The 17,390-nt window shown below is 52.4% G+C and carries 13 protein-coding genes; 11 read left to right on the top strand and 2 right to left on the bottom strand.

Going from position 1 to position 17,390, the window contains the following annotated elements:
• Positions 1 to 406 precede the first annotated feature (406 nt).
• From NGM66_RS03755 to NGM66_RS03730, 6 genes are all read left to right on the top strand, one after another.
• A complete protein-coding gene (locus NGM66_RS03755) occupies positions 407 to 1,279 on the top strand; it encodes a D-alanyl-D-alanine carboxypeptidase (RefSeq protein ID WP_208907430.1) in 873 nt (290 codons plus the stop codon).
• Between the two features lie 223 nt (positions 1,280 to 1,502).
• Entirely contained in the window at positions 1,503 to 1,820 is a 318-nt protein-coding gene (locus tag NGM66_RS03750; RefSeq protein ID WP_135368613.1) for a PadR family transcriptional regulator, read from the top strand.
• The gene (locus NGM66_RS03745; RefSeq protein ID WP_208907431.1) at positions 1,813 to 2,448 is read left to right on the top strand and encodes a DUF1700 domain-containing protein; all 636 of its coding nucleotides are present in this window, start codon (positions 1,813 to 1,815) and stop codon (positions 2,446 to 2,448) included. Before NGM66_RS03750 ends, NGM66_RS03745 begins: the two co-directional genes overlap by 8 nt.
• Positions 2,445 to 3,404, top strand: coding sequence for a DUF4097 family beta strand repeat-containing protein (locus NGM66_RS03740; protein WP_208907432.1), 960 nt, complete (start codon positions 2,445 to 2,447; stop codon positions 3,402 to 3,404). The genes NGM66_RS03745 and NGM66_RS03740 overlap by 4 nt, the downstream gene beginning before the upstream one ends.
• A gap of 214 nt (positions 3,405 to 3,618) precedes the next feature.
• Positions 3,619 to 4,614 (top strand): tRNA dihydrouridine synthase, encoded by a 996-nt coding sequence (locus tag NGM66_RS03735; RefSeq protein WP_208907433.1) that lies wholly within the window; start codon positions 3,619 to 3,621, stop codon positions 4,612 to 4,614.
• A gap of 477 nt (positions 4,615 to 5,091) precedes the next feature.
• Positions 5,092 to 6,294, top strand: coding sequence for a trans-2-enoyl-CoA reductase family protein (locus NGM66_RS03730; RefSeq protein ID WP_208907434.1), 1,203 nt, complete (start codon positions 5,092 to 5,094; stop codon positions 6,292 to 6,294).
• A 192-nt stretch (positions 6,295 to 6,486) separates the two neighbouring features.
• Here the strand turns inward: NGM66_RS03730 and NGM66_RS03725 are convergent, their stop codons facing one another.
• Positions 6,487 to 8,367 (bottom strand): DUF5776 domain-containing protein, encoded by a 1,881-nt coding sequence (locus tag NGM66_RS03725; RefSeq protein WP_208907435.1) that lies wholly within the window; start codon positions 8,365 to 8,367, stop codon positions 6,487 to 6,489.
• 603 nt (positions 8,368 to 8,970) lie between these two features.
• Between NGM66_RS03725 and NGM66_RS03720 the strand changes: the two genes are divergently transcribed.
• The 5 genes from NGM66_RS03720 (at position 8,971) to NGM66_RS03700 (ending at position 15,394) form a co-directional block, all read left to right on the top strand.
• Positions 8,971 to 9,417, top strand: coding sequence for a flavodoxin domain-containing protein (locus tag NGM66_RS03720; RefSeq protein WP_208907436.1), 447 nt, complete (start codon positions 8,971 to 8,973; stop codon positions 9,415 to 9,417).
• A 29-nt stretch (positions 9,418 to 9,446) separates the two neighbouring features.
• Positions 9,447 to 9,965 carry a GNAT family N-acetyltransferase gene (locus tag NGM66_RS03715; protein ID WP_135368605.1) on the top strand — a complete coding sequence of 173 codons (519 nt, stop codon included), beginning with the start codon at positions 9,447 to 9,449 and terminating at the stop codon, positions 9,963 to 9,965.
• Between the two features lie 204 nt (positions 9,966 to 10,169).
• Positions 10,170 to 11,537, top strand: coding sequence for an amino acid permease (locus NGM66_RS03710; RefSeq protein WP_208907437.1), 1,368 nt, complete (start codon positions 10,170 to 10,172; stop codon positions 11,535 to 11,537).
• Between the two features lie 793 nt (positions 11,538 to 12,330).
• Positions 12,331 to 12,993, top strand: a complete 663-nt coding sequence (locus NGM66_RS03705) for a hypothetical protein (RefSeq protein WP_208907438.1) — start codon at positions 12,331 to 12,333, stop codon at positions 12,991 to 12,993.
• Between the two features lie 268 nt (positions 12,994 to 13,261).
• Positions 13,262 to 15,394 (top strand): WxL domain-containing protein, encoded by a 2,133-nt coding sequence (locus NGM66_RS03700; RefSeq protein WP_208907439.1) that lies wholly within the window; start codon positions 13,262 to 13,264, stop codon positions 15,392 to 15,394.
• A 649-nt stretch (positions 15,395 to 16,043) separates the two neighbouring features.
• Here NGM66_RS03700 and NGM66_RS03695 read toward each other — a convergent pair.
• Complete coding sequence (locus NGM66_RS03695; RefSeq protein WP_208907440.1) at positions 16,044 to 17,279, bottom strand: ArgE/DapE family deacylase; 1,236 nt, start codon at positions 17,277 to 17,279, stop codon at positions 16,044 to 16,046.
• Positions 17,280 to 17,390 lie beyond the last annotated feature (111 nt).

Raw genomic sequence — 17,390 nt, 5'->3', positions numbered from 1 at the left:
TTAACTGTGACTCCTGAGCCGATTGATAACTTAAATAATCATTTATCGAACGCTTTAAATAAAGCGTTTTGCAAAATATACACGGCTATTACAATTATCAAAAACAGAGTGTAATTTCCCTTAACTAAGAAAAGGGCCATTAAAATCAACACCGTCAAAATAAAATTGATAATTATCCGTATTCTCTTTTTATTCACGGTATTCACTCCCAAATTATTGTTTACATCCACATCATATCATAGCCACTCACTGACGACTAATAGCTAGCCTTGTCATTGTTAAAGCAGGTTGGCACCAGGTTGAACAAACAACATTGAACCATACCGCCAATTAATGGGGTGGATTTTAATGTATCTAGACTTGCGTTACAATTATTAGATAGGAACTATATTAGGGGGTAATTGGATTGTTCAAAATTAACAAGATAGGGGCAATTTGGCTAATGCTGCTTGGCGCTGTGACGGGGAGCATGGCCGTAACCAACGCTAGTGCCAAAACAATAAAGTCATATCCGTGGAACTTTGGAAGAAAAGGTTATTCATGGACAGCGCCAAAGGATGACGCTGCACCATTGTACTATACGAACGCTAAGCGGCATGGCTATATTTGGAATAAAGGTTTCACGAAGAAACTACATAATACCAAAAATTATCCTAATCGGTCGTGGTATGTCCAGAAATCTTTCAAACGAAACGGAAAGGTCTATTACAAAGTTTATGGTGGTAAGGCTTCCGGATATGTATGGCACGGTTTCGTCAAGCCTGCAATTTCTAAGAGGATTGACACGTTTACTTCAGATAGTCAGTATACCCATTACTTGAAAAGCAATAAGTCACAAAAGCTATCTCGTGCGGTATTGAAGTATTTTCCGGGTGCAAAAGTGAATTTAGATGCATCAAGACGTGGAGCAGGTCAACTTATTGGTAGTGGGCCAGTGCTGTCGTCTATGAATCTTGATAATTACTCAAGTAGTATTGATTTAACGAAGCTTGAAATGGAGACGCATGATTCAATGGGTAACGGTTCGCTGACTGTGTTAAATGCGTTACAAGATCCTATTTTAACCAGTAATGCTGATAAAGCTAAACAGGTCAATAAGATATTAAAGAAGAATGGCTATAATCAAAATAAAATTAAGTCTTTGATTGCGGATGGGTATCAACTGGGAATATACATGAATGATGGAGCTGGAATTCACAGCGGAAAGAAAGGTTATCCATGGACTATTGACACATTCACGAATACTTTTAGTAATTATGCCTTAGTTTTAGTGAAATAATCAGATGAAGTATTTCAGGTGAAACTGTCAGAGCAGTGACAGACCTATAATTATAATGATCAGATGCTCAAATTGAATGCAAAAACGGCCTCACGCCGCCAACCCGTGAGGCCGTTTTTGCATCCAATCTATCCCCGAGCTCTTGACAACCATTACCCACTATCGTATATTGTAAGTGAATTGATATTATATGCGATATAGTATCAGAAAAGGAGGCAGTCACATGGCCATTCAGGTACCAACAGAGTTGTTAGACGGCAGTGTGCTGGGCTTACTGACGCGTGAGGACCACTACGGGTATACGTTGACGCAAGAGGTGCGGGCGCTGATTCCCATTTCCGAATCGACCCTGTATCCGGTCTTGCGTCGGTTGAAGAAGAATGGCTGGCTGGAAACCTATGACGAACCCTTTCAGGGGCGAAATCGCCGTTACTACCGGTTGACCGCCAGTGGTCGGGAGCGACTCGCGGAGATTCAAGCGGAGTGGCAGGACTTCAATCAGGCCATTACCAAGTTATTAGGGGGCAACCAAGATGAATGATTACATTCAAGCCGTGCAGCGCTTGCTCGGCCAGCTAACGACGGCGGAACAGCAAGAAGTCGTCGAATATTATCGAGAATACTTATTGGACGCCGGCATTGCGACCTACGAACAGGCCGTTGATGAGCTGGGCACGCCACGGTCCTTGGCCCGTAAAGTTTTGGCGGATTATTCCATTCGGCTCACGGAGCAAGATGGCGGCGAATCCGCGCAGTCCCGGTCGTCCGTACAGGCGACCAAGGCCAACGTGAAAACGGTGTGGCTGATTATTCTAGCCTTACTGTCGACGCCGGTGACGATTCCCATCATGATTGTGATCTTGGCGCTGTTTGTGGCCTTTGCTGCGGTCCTATTCAGTCTGGTCGTTGCCGCACTGGCCGTCTTCTTGAGCGTGATCTTGGTCGGGGCGATGGGCGTCGTCGTCGGCATTGCCACTATTTGGCAGGCGCCGTGGACCGGGATGTTTTACCTGGGTGTGGGGTTTGCAGCGCTGGGAATCAGCTGGCTGGGCTGGTTGATTCTGAAATGGCTGGGGAGCAAGGTAGCCTGGGCGTTGACTTGGGCAGCCAAGAAAATTTACAACCGCTTCATTCCACGGAGTCGGGCAGAACGGGGGCGTAAGCTATGAAACGAACAACGAAACTTGCGATAGTACTGGTGGTCCTGGGGGCCATTTTAATGGGAATCGGCTGGCTGAATCATGGCAATAAGGGCGTCGTGTGGTCTAGTCAGACGCGCCGATTTCAGGTGATTAAACACAGCACGGCGAGTTATCAGCCAGCGGCCTACAACAAGATCGTGGTCAACGCCCACGTGCCGGTGACCATTGAGGCCGGCGACACCAATCGTGTGCGTATTAGCCGAATCGGCAATGGTCAGGGGCAACCCAAGGCTACGGTCGATCAGGGCACGCTGACCATTACAGGCAGTAGCGCGACCGAACACCTCAGCAATACCATCTTTGGCTTTAGCGAAGGCGACTATCGCCGGGGCGTGCTGGTCACGGTACCACGGGATAAGCAGCTGACGGCCATCACTGTCAAACGCGCGGGCGACGTCTCCATCAGCGACCTACAGACAAAGCAGCTCACCGCGCATACCGGGGATGACTTGAGCCTCTTTAATTTGACGGTTGACCAGGATGTGAACATTCAGTCCGACAATGGGGATATTTGGGCCGATAACCTACGTGCCCAGCAGTTGAAGCTCCAGGCAGGAAATGGCGACGTCGGCTTGAGCAATAGCCGCTTGGCCAGTCGCCACAACCAAGTGGATGCGGGTAACGGGGATATCCGCATGACGAAGACCAAGCTCGGTGGTGGTAAGCTTACGGCGGACAACGGGGACATTCATCTGCTGAACAACCGCTTGAACCGTGTGCTGACAGCCTATACGGACGACGGTGACATCACCGCGCACATTGATAGCTCGGCTGGGGCTAGGGTCGCGGTCAAGGACGCCGACATGGGCGACATCAAGGTGCTAGGTCAGACACGCCACAGCGGGTATCGGCTACACCCGAAGGCCCAAGCACAGTACCGCTTGACGTCGGCGGATGGGGATGTGACGGTCAGTACGAAGTAGCGGGGAAAAGTCGGACTAAGATTGACCAACTAATAATTGAATCAACTACCCCAAGTGGCGTCCCTAATCTGGACGCCACTTTTTAATCGTGACCACCCGCACAAACTCCGGCACCAATCGGTTTTTCTGGTATTCCTTGGCAAACGTGGTAAAATATATGGACTGCGTTAAACCGGACTAAACATCAAATTTAACTACACAAGGAGATTTTATCGTGTCTGATTCATCTTACTGGCAAAAAATTGCGGACCACGCGCGTTCGGAAAACCGGCCCTTCTTTAGCTTAGCGCCGATGGAGGCCGTGACCAATGCTATCTTCCGCCGCGTTGTGGCCCGGGCCGCGGCGCCCGACGTTTTCTTTACGGAATTCACCAATGCCATCAGCGTGACCCATCCCAAGGCCAAATTCACCGTTCAAGGCCGCCTGTACGTGGCGCCAGAAGAGGCGCACATGCCGGTCGCCCAACTTTGGGGCAATGACCCGGACGCTTTTGCCCGTGCGGCCGTCGCCGTGAAAGATCTGGGCTACGAAGCCATCGATATGAACATGGGTTGCCCCGATTCCACGGTCATCAAGAACCACGGGGGCAGCGATTTGATTCGCAATTTTGACAGTGCTGCGGCCGTGATTGCCGGCGCCAAGGAAGCCGGATTGCCCGTCAGCGTTAAGACGCGACTGGGCTACAGCCGGTTGGATGAATGGCGGGATTGGCTCACGTTCTTATTTGAACAAGACATCCCCTTGCTGACGATCCACCTGCGGACCAAGAAGGAAATGAGTCGCGTGCCCGCGCACTTCGAGCTGATCGACGACATCGTGAAGCTCCGCGATGAGGTGGCACCAAACACGCTGCTGCAGATCAACGGGGACATCGAGAATTACCAGGAGGGGGTCAAACTGGCCCAGGAACATCCTGGCGTCGACGGCATCATGATTGGCCGGGGCATCTTCACCAGCCCGTTTGCCTTTGAAAAGGACCCCCAGGAACACGATATCAAGGAGCTGTTGGGGCTGTTAAATTACCAGTTGGACCTGTACGACGACTTTGAAAAGCGTTTTGACACGTCGCGGTTCGCCTCGCTGAAGCGGTTCTTCAAGATCTACGTCCGCAACCAGCGCAACGCTGCTAGCCTGCGGAATGCGATGATGGAGACGCACACGACGGATGAGGTTCGCAAGTTGCTGGCGGAATCTGAATTTACTGATTAAATCAAGGAGAGTGGGACAAAAGGCGGTTAGCTGGCGAGCATTAAGGCTGATAAGCGAATAATCCCGGGCTTGGATTGTTTGCTTATCAGTTTTAAGCGGAACCAGCTGCCTTTTGGCCCAGGTTTCAACACCAGATGTTCGGAGACACAAAGGGCCTGAGACTTTTGTCCCAGACCCTTTGTGTGTGCAGTGAACACAGTCTGAGTTGGCCGCTTGCCGTCCGCCCACCGCGTTCCGGCTCATATTTGGCGAACGGTAAGGCGACCAGCACCGATCACATGACATTCAAAGACTAATTTTGTCCCTGTAAGCCCTGGTGTCATCATAAAGCTTGCTTTCAATCTTGCAACCTTTAGGTGTGTCAACAAATAACCAGCCTTGTTGGCTGAGTGCTGGCAGGTTTTAACGGGCAAATTGTTACCGTTTTCTTGGCCAGAAGTGGTAAGTTAGAGGAAAGACCCTAGGAGGGGAAATGGTATGACACAGCTGACGTTTACGGAAAAAATCGATGGCAACGTGGCCCGGTCGGTGAATCCACTGGGTTTGCAACGGATGATGGCCCAACAGATTGCGACGGTCACTAGGGAACCGCACTATGCCGGCGCGAAACACGCGTTGATTCTGGGCGGATCGTCTAGTTACGGCTTAGCCAGTCGCATTACTGCGGCGTTTGGTATGGGGGCTGCGACCCTGTCCGTGGGGTATGAGCGGCCACCGCGGCCTGATTTTCTCGGGACCGCTGGCTGGTGGAATCAACGTTTCTTCAAGCAAGCTGCCAATGAGGCCGGTTTGGTCGCTAGTAATTTGAATGCGGACATTTTCTTGCCGGAAACCAAACAGGAAGTCATTCAATATATTCGCAACCGTTTTGGTGGGCAACTGGACCTGTTGGTGTACTCCATTGCGGCGCCCAAGCGCAAGAATCCGGATAACCCCGCTGAAGCGTGGCGGTCGGTCATTAAGCCGCTGGGCAATCCCGTGACCGACTACACGTTAGACCTCGAACACGAGCGGTTGGTCAAGGCCACGCTGGAACCCGCGACCGTAGCCGAAGTGGCAACGACTAACCACGTCATGGGCGGCGAGGACTGGGAGCTGTGGATCGACGCACTCCAAGAAGCTGGCGTATTGGCACCGGACTTTAAGACAATCTTGTTCTCGTACGAGGGTCCCCGCGTCACGGCGCCAATCTATCACGACGGCACGCTGGGCCAGGCCAAGCGGGCGGCTGAAGCCAGTGCTCACCAGATTCAAGCCAAATTGGCCAAGACTGGCGGCGAGGCGCTGATCAGCGTCAACCGGTCCGTCACGACCAAGGCATCCGTGGTCATTCCGGGCTTTTCGCGCTACTGCATGGCGCTGTATCAAGTTGAACAGCAACGCGGTGGCCACGAGCAACCCGTCGATCACATTGACCGGTTATTCCGCGACATGGTTTACGGCAACCGCCGGGTAGTCGATAGCCGCGGTCGCTTGCGGCCAGACGCCACGGAGCTGTCGCCAGCGGTTCAGGGCGCGGTGGAAGATTTATTGCCACAGCTCACGCCGGATAACTTCACGACCGACCTGCCCGGCTACCAACAATTCCGCCGCGAGTTCCGGCAACTGAACGGGTTTGACGTCCCCGGGGTGCCGAACACGATGGACAGCGATGCATTGACGGAACTGATGACGGATTAATTGATTTTGTGAAATATGCGTAAAGTAGACAAAAAGTCCCTTCAGAAATTGTGACACTGATTTCTGAGGGGATTTTAGATTATATGGCTTAAAAGTATGGGTTGTCTCGTCCCAGACGCCCTTTTTTTCTGGCGGTACGATTTTTGGCGGTCGGAAACAATCAGTGAGTTGCTGACCAGTTCACGCCAGAGATTACTTGATTGTCTGAACGTATTTGGCGTTGGCTGTCACGTACCCACCGGCGACACGGTAGCGTAGGGCGCCGAAAGTCTTTAAGTTATCGGCATGTGAGTAGGTCCAGCCCGTGACTTTTAGTCGCGTGCCTTTAGCGTAGGTGCCTTTCTTACCAGTTAGGTTCGCGGTTCGGTACTGGTGAATCCGCGTCTTCGTACGGATGGCCTGGGGCATGGTGTGTTTGCCACTCATCACTAATTTCCGGTTCGCCGTGATGTAGCGACCATTACTGAGTTTAAAGCGTGTCGTCAAATGATAGGTCTTCAGGCCCACTACCTTGAGGACAGCGCCTTGCCGGTAGTGAATGCCTTTGCCGCTGAGGCTGCGGTTACGGTAAGCGTTGACCCCTTGCGGATTGATTACGGTGATTTTCGCGTGCTTATCCTGGTAGTAGACCGGCGTCGTGTAGTGCTTATTTGCCGTGACGTAGCCGGTCTTGCCAGCAGTCTTACTGTGATGATTGACGTCCTTGACCAGGTACCGTTGGCGACCAGCCTTGGATTGGGCGTAGCCGGTGACCACAAACATCGGCCGATTGATCCTGGGTTGCTTGGCGTATTTGACCTGCCGCCCTTTGATTGTGAACGTCGGGTGCTGGTAGAGGTAGATGGCCTTGGTTGCGTAAACGACGGTGCCCTTAGGAATCGCTGTATCAGCCGCACCGCCGGAAATGACTGAATTGGCGGAGCTGGTGGCTGTCGTAGGGGTGCTACTGGAACTACTGCCAGTGGTTCCAGATGATGTTTCCGAAGAAGAACTTGATTCTGCGGGCGCCTTTTCCCATTTGAGGGGGTAGTAAATCTGACCATCTACGGTCATGTCGCTACCGTCTGGATAGTAAGTGGGGTCTAAATCAGGGAAGTTCGCAGTCTTATACTGATGATCTATGACCAGATATCGGGTAGGCTGGCCCGTTGCGTCGAATTGATCAATGTCTTTCACCAGGGCATCCGAGCCGTCCATCGTTAAGGTTCCAGTGGCATTGTAGTAAACGTGGGTGCTAGTCTGCACGGGGTCGCCGTTGAGGTCCTTCCACACTGCTGGTAACCGAACCGTGGTGTCCTGAGAAAAGGTGGCAGGATCGATGTAAGTTGGCTTTTGAACTACGGTATACTGACCCGTGGCGAGTAGACTGACTGCGCCGAATTGCTTGAAAAATGAAAAGTCAGTTAAGCGTTGGCTGTTAACCGTAATGAGCAGTGGCCCCTGATGATTTTTGTGTTGCGCAAATTGGCTAAACAACGGTTTGAGCTGTTGAATTTCTGTGTCCGTTAAGCCCTGGGTATTGGCATATCTGTCTGCATTTGTACCAGACACACTGACGCGGCGTAATTGATCTTTCAGGGGATCATCCAAAACGTGAAGCTGGTTTAACGGCGTCAAATCCTCTCCGTGCATCCCTGGTTGCGCTAGTGAAAACATGCCAGAAACGGGTAGACCACTAAAGGGTGCTAACGAGGTGCCTTTGGTTAAGTCCATTTGCATTTTGATGCCAATTCCTGCGGGCAACTGCTGTAAACTTTGTATGCCATTTAAAGATGTCACGGCTGCATGACCGGCGCCATTTAAATAGGGCTGTTTGCCTTGATAATGACGAATATCGCCGTATGTAACCTGATTGGTCTTTAACTCTAGGGCCTTAGCAACGATGGTGGCCAAGGTAGGATCTGTAAAGTCGACCTGGTCCTGATCGGCGTGACTATCGGTAGTTGTCTGGCTAGTCGTGTCGTCAGCGGCCTGGGCAGTGACTGACGTTAGGGTCATGCCACCCACAGATAGCGCAACACCTAGAGTACCAATGAGCCAAAGATTTTTAAATCGATTATGGGTTTTCATCATGAACGCCTCCAAGTTTAATCTATGTAAGAAATCGGTATTTCATAAATTTCGTTATAATTGTAACAGTCTTTAGAAAACGTTACAATATTGACCTATAATTATTGAAAGTCGTTGATTATTTCATTTACAATTATTATGTGATGACTACTATAAACGCAGTAACAGCAAGAATAGTAGTCAATTTGCCAAAGTGGTGCTGCATCGAGAAACTAAGAAACTAGTTTTCTTGATTAACGTTAGATGCTATATACGATAAGACAAATTGATCAATAAAATAATATGCTGTTGCTAAATGATTGTACGGCGAATTAATTTGGGAAAATAAACGGTTCCTTAACTAAAATTCAGACGAATACCCCGGTAATTTTCACAAGAGTCAACCAGCAGTCGTTGCCCGCCAACCACTAAGGTCGTTGACAGAACAAACGACCGATACAGTCTGCGTGGTGGCGGCGTTTCTTTGCAACCGCCATCAATTAAAAATCGGCGAGAAAAGGGTCTTTTTGCTAGGGAATTTGTGGAAAAAGGGCTATAATATTCAGCAGTTTCCAGTTTGCCCGCATGTGGCAGGCTGGTGGAATCAGATCGAGAGGGACTTTAACTATGACACCATCCATTCAAATCATTTACGCCAGTCAATCTGGCCGCAACCAAGCCATTGCCGGTCACTTGCAGGCGCAACTGGCTTCTCAGGCGCAGACGCTGGTCACCGAGGTGTCGCAAGCCGATGCCTTTGACTTACCAGCCAACGATGCCGTCATCGTAGTCAGCTACACGTTCCACGACGGTGACCTGCCCGACGAAGCCCAAGACTTCTTTGCTGACCTAAAAGAAGTCGACTTGGCGCGGACAAAATTTGCCGTGCTGGGGTCTAGCTCAAAGACCCATATCCATTTCGGCCGGGCCGTTGATTACCTGACAATGCAACTGAATTCCAGCAATGGGGAACAGGTTGCCGACTCGGTCAAGATCGACCAGGACCCCGATGATGCTGATTGGGCGCGCGTTGACCAACTGGCCCAGCGCGTATTGGCCAGTTTGGCTGAGTAAGAAAAAATTTAAGATGAGGTGAAACCACCATGTATTTACGGAAAGCAAAGATTGAAGAATTAGACTTAGTTTGTGACATTATCGAAGACGGCAAGAAGCAACTCGCCGATGCCGGCATCGACCAATGGCAAAATGAATACCCGAACCGCAACGTTATCAAGGGCGATATCGAAGACGGCCGGGCAGTGATTTACAACAGTGACGACCACGAAACGTTGGGCGTCGCTGCCGTCATCGAGGCGCCAGACCACGCCTACGATACGCTTCAAGGGGAATGGCAAAAGGATACCGATAAGTACGTGACGGTTCACCGGGTCGCCATCTTCTCCCATCATCAAGGGAAGGGCTACGCATCCCAGTTGTTCCGCGACTTATTCGATTACATTGCCAAGAACCATCCTGAAGCCGAAAGCATTCGGATCGATACCCATCGCGACAACGCCAAGATGCAACACTTGATTGAAAAGTTTGGTTTCGTCAAGGCCGGCCAAATCGTCGGCGTTTACCATCCAGACGATGTCTGCTTCGTTTATGAAAAAGTTCTCTAAAAAGTTTAACCGAGACCGTTACCGGTACACCGCCGTTAACGGCCTTTTTTATGTCGGCTTGCGTTTGAAAGCCGGCTGGGTTTGCGGCATACTAAAACATAGTATTACCAAATTTACGAAAAAAACATTGCGGAATGGGGCCAAATCAGGTAACCTTTCCTCATGAAGTTTTAATCATACAAATCATAGAAAGAAGGAATTAGATTGCAGAGAAAACTAAGTGCCCGCCAAATGCAGATGATTGCGCTAGGCGGTACAATCGGCGTTGGATTATTTATGGGGTCTGGTTCCACCATCAAGTGGACGGGTCCTTCCGTCCTCATCGCTTACATTATTTCTGGTATTTTCCTTTACTTAATTATGCGGGCGCTGGGCGAAATGCTGTACGTCCACCCCACCACAGGGTCCTTTGCGACCTTCGCTTCTGAATACATGCATCCGGTCTTTGGCTTCCTGACGGCTTGGAGTAACATCTTCCAGTTTATCGTGGTCGGCATGAGTGAAATGATCGCTCTGGGGGGGTATTTCCGCTTCTGGTGGCCCAACTTGCCAGACTGGATTCCCGGGCTTGTCGCCATCACCTTCCTGTGTGTGGCCAACTTGATTTCCGTGAAAATGTTCGGGGAACTCGAATTCTGGTTTGCCCTGATCAAGGTGGTTACCATTATTCTGATGATCATTGCTGGGCTGGGCGTCATCTTGTTCGGCTTTGGTAATGGCGGTCACGCGGTCGGCATCAGTAACCTGTGGACGCACGGTGGCTTCTTCACGGGTGGTGCCAAAGGCTTCATCTTCGCGTTGGCCATTGTGTTGGCGTCGTATCAAGGGATCGAGTTGATCGGGGTCACGGCCGGGGAAGCGGAAAACCCGCAACACACCTTGGTCGCGGCGATTCGGTCGACTGTAGCGCGGATCTTGATCTTCTACGTGGGGGCCATCTTCGTGATTGTGTCCATCTACCCGTGGGACAAGCTGAACCAAATTGGCTCGCCGTTCGTTCAGACGTTTGCTAAGATTGGGATTACCGCAGCAGCGTCCATCATCAACTTCGTGGTGGTCACGGCGGCCTTGTCCGGGTCCAATTCCGGGATCTACAGTGCCAGCCGGATGGCGTTTACCCTGGCGGAAAAGGGGCAGTTGCCACGAAAGGCGACGTTACTGAACCGCCACGGGGTGCCATTTTACTCCGTTATCGCGATTTCCCTGGGGATTGCGATTGGGATCGTGCTCAACGTGGTCTTGCCGATGTTCTTCAAGGATGCCAGTCAGATTTTCGTCATGGTCTACAGCTCCAGCGTCTTGCCGGGGATGGTGCCGTGGTTCGTGATTCTGATCAGTGAAATTGAGTTCCGCAAGCAAAATCAGCAGCACATGGCCGATCATCCCTTCAAGATGCCGTTTGCGCCATGGTCCAACTACATCACGTTGGCCTTCCTGGCAATCACGCTGATCTTCATGTTCCTGAACCCAGAAACACGGGTCTCCATCCTGGTCGGGGTCGTCTTCCTGGCGGTCATGACGGTGATCTACTTCAAGAAGTACCAGCCACGCGAAAAGGCTGCAAATAAATAACTAAGCTGACTGAAAGGCTGGAACTTCATGGTTCCGGTCTTTTTTATGGCGCTGACGGGATAGATGAAACCAGTCGCCCAGAGACCGCCAGGGGTTCCGCCTGCTATGGGGGACGCTTCCAGCCTGAGGAGCGGTCTTCCAGCTCGCTTTGAAGCCTGGCCAAGCCCGCCAGTCTCCAAAGTCGCCCCACGCTGTAGGCTGAGAAAGAACCTCAGCCAACACCGTCGACACAGCTGGCTCCACCCCTGGCGGCCTCTGGGCGGTAGATTTGACGGTCAACGTGAACGTCGGTCGTCGGTAGGGTCCATTATTTTTGCTGGCTGATGCTTTTTCAGTTAGCCGGTGGTATTGTGTAGCTTGGAAATAGTCAGTTGGACTTCGCAGTTCTGGTGCTCATGCCGCGACTAGAACTGCGGGAGATCGTTTGGTTAACTGGATGACGTGGACAGTCAGCACAGTAGCCGAGAGTGGAGCGAAACTAGGTTCAGCCGGGGAATTTGCCAGTGGGCTTTGCTGGCAAATTGGTGTCTTTGAGACGCGGGCTTTCGGCTCAAAGCAAGCCACGAGACCGCTTCTCAGGCTCGAGGCGGTCCTTCCCCAGCGTTCCGACCTAGCTTTCGCGGAACGGTAAGGCGGCCAGCGCCGTCCTATCTCGTCAGCGACCTGGCGTTAGCCCATAGCAGGCGGAACCCCTGCCAGCTGCAGGCACCTGGAGAGAGCCCACAGTTCAAATCAACCCGGAATTGCGGTATGATATTGTCAGTCAAGCATGACACAAAGGAGCGAACCACACATGAGTCGTCCAGGCAATTACGGTAAATCAAGCCGGCTAAAGCAGCTGCGTCAACTGAAGCGGCGCAAGCAACAGCAGGCCGGCAACACCATCAACTGGGATCAGGTCGAAGACTTTCTCTTGGGCCGCTACCATTTGGTTCAGGGCAGCAAGCGCCCAGCGTTGGTCGACGCGACCGTTCAGCGGTTCTTCAGCGAGTGGCTGACCACGGTTTTGGCGCAAGGGGAGCAACAGGTGCAATGGGATATCGCGGCCACAACGGCGACGACCTTAAAGCGCATCGGCAATCAGGTGCCCTGGCAATTTTATCAGGTGCTACTGGGCCAGCTGATGGCTTGGCAGAAATTTCTGTTGCGCGAGGGGCCCGTGGTGCCGCTGGCGACCCGGCGACAAGTGGTCAAGCCACTGACGGCGACGGCCTATGCGGCGTTGATTGGCGACCAATTGGCGGTCAACTTACTGACGGTCATGGCCACGCCCATCACCGCGGCGCAGCGTGAACGACTGACGCAGACCTTCTTCCAAAACGGCCAGGTGCAGTGGCCCGCAGTCGACGCGTTGTTTAGCCCATTGGGATTTGAGATCCAAGGTGACCCCGATCAAGCGACCCGTGACTGGCTAAATGGCTTACTGGCCTTAACCGTGAGCGAGGACCATCATTAAATGGCTAGATACGAAAGACCAGCTAAAAACTGGTCTTTTTTCGTGGGAGCAGGTATTATCTTAAAGGACTCACATAATCGCTTAGGGGTGGTGGCCGATATGACTGCCTCGACATAAATTAACCGACGAATGAGGGGATGGCGCAGTGGTGACGTGGCTTATTCGTTTACACCAAAGCTGATAAACGTGGGCTGCTAGTTGCGGTAAATAAGACGATGACTTGCTTGCGCCAATCGGGTGGCGCGAGCGTCGACAGATTGGGGGAATCATGTTGTTCAAACGGTGGTTAAGCGCTGGCTTATTGCTATTAGCCGTTTATCTGGGAAGTGCCGGCGTCACGGCCCATGCCGACAAGGAGCTGAATCAGGCATTGGCGACGACGCCACAAGGAATCTTTCTCGATAAAACAAATGCGTTCGTTACAACGGAAACGACTAAAAAGAGCTCAGCCACCTTGATGGATGGCAAAAATAACGCCACGCCGGGCACCGATGTGGTGGCGTTAACGTCTGGTTCGCGGCAATTTGGCGCAATGTGGTCGTTAGATGCCGGGAACTTTGACCTGTACAAGGACTACGAGATATCGGCGTGGCTCTACCTGGGCAACCGGGGCGTCAAGGCGGAAGGGGGAATGGCCTTTGTCCTGCAAAATGATTGGCGCGGTTTAGGTGCCATGCCAGTCAAGGGGAAGGGGGCCATACCCGCGGAGACGTTAGGCGTTTGGGGAATCGACACGGATTCGCGGCAGCCTAACGAAAAAGCGATTGCCGAAACGGCGATTCAAAACAGTTGGGCCTTGGAATTTGACGCCGGCTACAATGGCGCTTCTGGTAAAGCCGCTCTGGGTAAAGCCAATGCCTTTGACGGCGCCGAAACGGGCGCGCACATTGCCAACAATTTTCCGGGCCAACCGACCACTTACTTGAGTCGGTTGGTAAAGGTACGCAACCGTGACAATTTCTATTTCAACATGAACCACCAAGGAAAAATCACCAACGTGAACCATCCGAACTTTTTGGCTAACGGACAGTGGCATCACGTGACGCTACGGTGGAATCATACGACTGAAATGTTGTCGTACAATTTCGACGACCGCAACCCAGTCACGGGTGAACGGCAGCCGGGCTTGCAAAATGCTCAACGTGTTTTTCCCTACAAGTTGGACCCCCACCAAACGGGACAGGTCCGCTGGGGATTCACCGCGACCAGTGGCAGCTCGACGGAGAACAATTTAGTCGTCTTGGAAAACGTTCCGGGGCTGGTGAATGCCCGCGGTGACCTGACAGTGACGAACTTGTCGCAGCAAAAAGAGGTGACGACCAACGGCCAGCTACTTAGCGGTGACAAGTTACAACTGGATTATCAGTTGAAGTACCAAGGCGGCCGCCAGCCGTGGCACGACATTTTGGCGAACCTGGCGTTGCCGGCGGACTTTACGGCCGAAGACATCACCATCACGTATCAGGATGCTAAATTACCGCCGCAACAGGTGTCCGTGGCTGATTTACGGGACAATCGTCTCTCGGTGCGCCTGCGCGAGGCGTTGAACACGGCCAATGCTCAGGCGACGATTCGGGTGGTCGGTCACGTTGCCACGGTCGAGCAGTTCACCACAGTGGCGCCGACGACCAGCACGTTTACGTCCACGACGCAGACGTATGCGGTCGATAGTCCTAAATATTTCATCAACCCGCATACCGACCTGGATCTGCAAGTGACCAGTGACAATCCTGTTAAATTGGCCGCCGGTGCGGATACCACGGTCACGGGAACCGTCAAACCGGCACTAGCCGATGATCGGTTACAGGTGATTCCCGTTCTCAATGGGCAGAAATTGCCAGCCGTCACGGTCACAGATGGTCAGTTTGCGTTGCCCTTAAAGAGCCAGCAGCTCCAGGCCGGGACCAACGAGTTGACACTTCAAGCAGCTACGGCGGTGGGGGATGAATCCGCGCCGGTCACCGTGACAATAGCGGTCGCGGGCGAGCTGAAATTTTCCACGGTGTCGCCGACAGAAACCTTTAAAAAGACGAAGCTCACGGGCCAAAGTCAGTTGGTCAAACGGGCTGGACGCTGGCAACTCGCGGTTCGGGATACCCGCGGGACCGGCGAACGCTGGACGTTGACTGCCGCGGCGACCCCCTTCACGACCCCAAAGGGCCACGGCACCAAATTGGCGGGTCAACCGGTTTACGTCACCGACTACCAGCGCATTCCCATCATGTCCACGCCCACCGCGGTGTACACGCATGAAACGGATGACAGCGTGGCCGACGGGGAAGTGGACGTGGCTGGCAGTTGGCGCGACGATACCGGTGTCTTGCTGGAGGTCCAAAGCGACTCACGCACCGGCCAGTACCAGGGGTCCATCACCTGGGCACTGACCAACGCGCCGCAGTAAAGCAGTTTTGGAAAAAAGTTGAGGAACACGCAAGTCAAAAAACAGTGGTTCTAGTCAGCGCAAGCACGCTGATAGGAACCACTGTTTTTGGGTTATCATGAAATTTTTAGAATTTTGGGGGTTACAAAGGCCCCGTGGATTTCGTTTGTATAGGTAGAGGGTGTGTGGTGGACTGACCCTAAACTGGACAAGTCAGATGCCTGCGTCCACCAGGGGTTCCGCCTGCTATGGGGGACGCTTCCAGCCTGAGAAGCGGTCTTCCAGCTCGCTTTGAAGCCTGACAAAGCCCGCCAGTCTTCCAAAGTCGCCCCACGCTGTAGGCTGAGAAAGGACCTCAGCCAACACCGTCGACACAGCTGGCTACACCCCGGGTGGTCTCCGGCAAGATAGTGCGTTCAATTGTATACTGTGGATCCACGCCATGATGATTATTGTCGTGGTGATTCCGCCACCACAGTAGCCGAGAGTGGCGCGAAACTAGGTTCAGCCGGGGAATTTAGTTGCGGTCTTGGCGACTAAATTGGTGTCTTTGAGACGCGAACTTTCGGCTCAAAGCAAGTCACGAGACCGTTTCTCAGGCTCGGGGCGGTCCTTCCCCAGCGTTCCAACCTAGTTTCGCGGAACGGTAAGGCGGGCATTTATCAAGAGTCTATTTCAACAGCGCCGTGATCAACCGTTCGTAAATGGTGATGAAGCGGTGGTACATGTCCAGATCGACATACTCGTTGACCTGGTGCGCGGTGATGTTGCCGGGGCCGAAGACGATGACGTCGATGTTCGGGTTGACCGCCAGGAACGAGGACGCGTCGGTGCCGCCGGGAACGCCAATCATCGGGAGCTTTTGTGCCAAGACATCTTCACCAATCTCCTTGGCGGTGGTGACCAGTTGGGTGTCGGCCATAGTGTGCATTGGTCGCAGATCACTGTGAATTTCCAGCGTCAGATCCGCACCCTGGGCGTTGATTTCTGCGATGATTTGTTTGATGGAAGCGGTAATGTCGGCGTTGGACAGTTCGGGGATGGTCCGAATCTTGACGGACAGGTCGGCACTGGCGGGTACCGTGTTGATCTGCTCGCCCCCTCTGATCATGGTGACGACCGGTGTCACGGCCCCTAAGACGGGGTTGCGGAAGTCCTTGATGCTGTCAAAGTAGGCTTCTTCTTTTTGATAGAAAGTCATCAGTGGGGTGATGGCGTTTTTGCCGATTTCGGGCATAGAACTGTGGGCAGCGACCCCCTTGGCGTGCACCGTGTAGGTCAATGACCCCTTGTGTGCCAGTTCAATGAAGTGTTGCTCGTTGGTCTGGTTAGCGGCCAGTAAGGCTTTGGCGCCGGCCTCGTCGCTTTGTAACATGTATTGAATCTGCTTTTGCAAGAGCAGTTGTTTGTTGACGCCACTGGGTTCGCCGACAATCAAGGTATCGAGGTCCTTCGCGTAACCGGCTTCGGCGAGTTGCTTGGCGCCGTATTGGCCGTATTCTTCCCCCACCGTAGCCATCAGGCGCAAGGTCCCGTGTAGCGGCACGTTTTGTTCTTTCAAATGAATCAGGGCGAAGACCCCGGCCATCAAGCCGGACTTCATGTCAGAGGTCCCGCGGCCAATCATGTTATTGTCTTTGATGGTGGCGGAAAGGGCGTCGACTTGCCATTTAGCAGCATCACCGAGTGCGACGATGTCTTCGTGACCATCAAAACCAACAACGGGGCCGTTGCCATCGCCAATTTCGGCGACCAAGCTGACCCGGTCTGGTTCGTAGGCAATCGCTTTGCTGGCGATGCCGTGTTGCTTTAAGAGGTTGGCTAGATAATCGGCGACCAATTTCTCGTGGCCGTTGACCGTGTTTAATTTGATCATATCGCTTAATGCTTGAACTACTTCATCCATGTTAGATGCCACCTTAGGTTTGAGTTTAAACGCGAATACTGTGATTGATTAAGTAAAGAAACAATGAGGTTCATCTTGATTACAGCACTTTTCGCGGGACGGGTCAAGAAT

This window comes from Levilactobacillus yiduensis, assembly GCF_024718525.1.
Taxonomy (GTDB): Bacteria; Bacillota; Bacilli; order Lactobacillales; family Lactobacillaceae; genus Levilactobacillus; species Levilactobacillus yiduensis.
The sequence above is the reverse complement of the archived record's forward strand: the minus strand, read 5'-3'. Positions and strand labels throughout refer to the sequence as shown.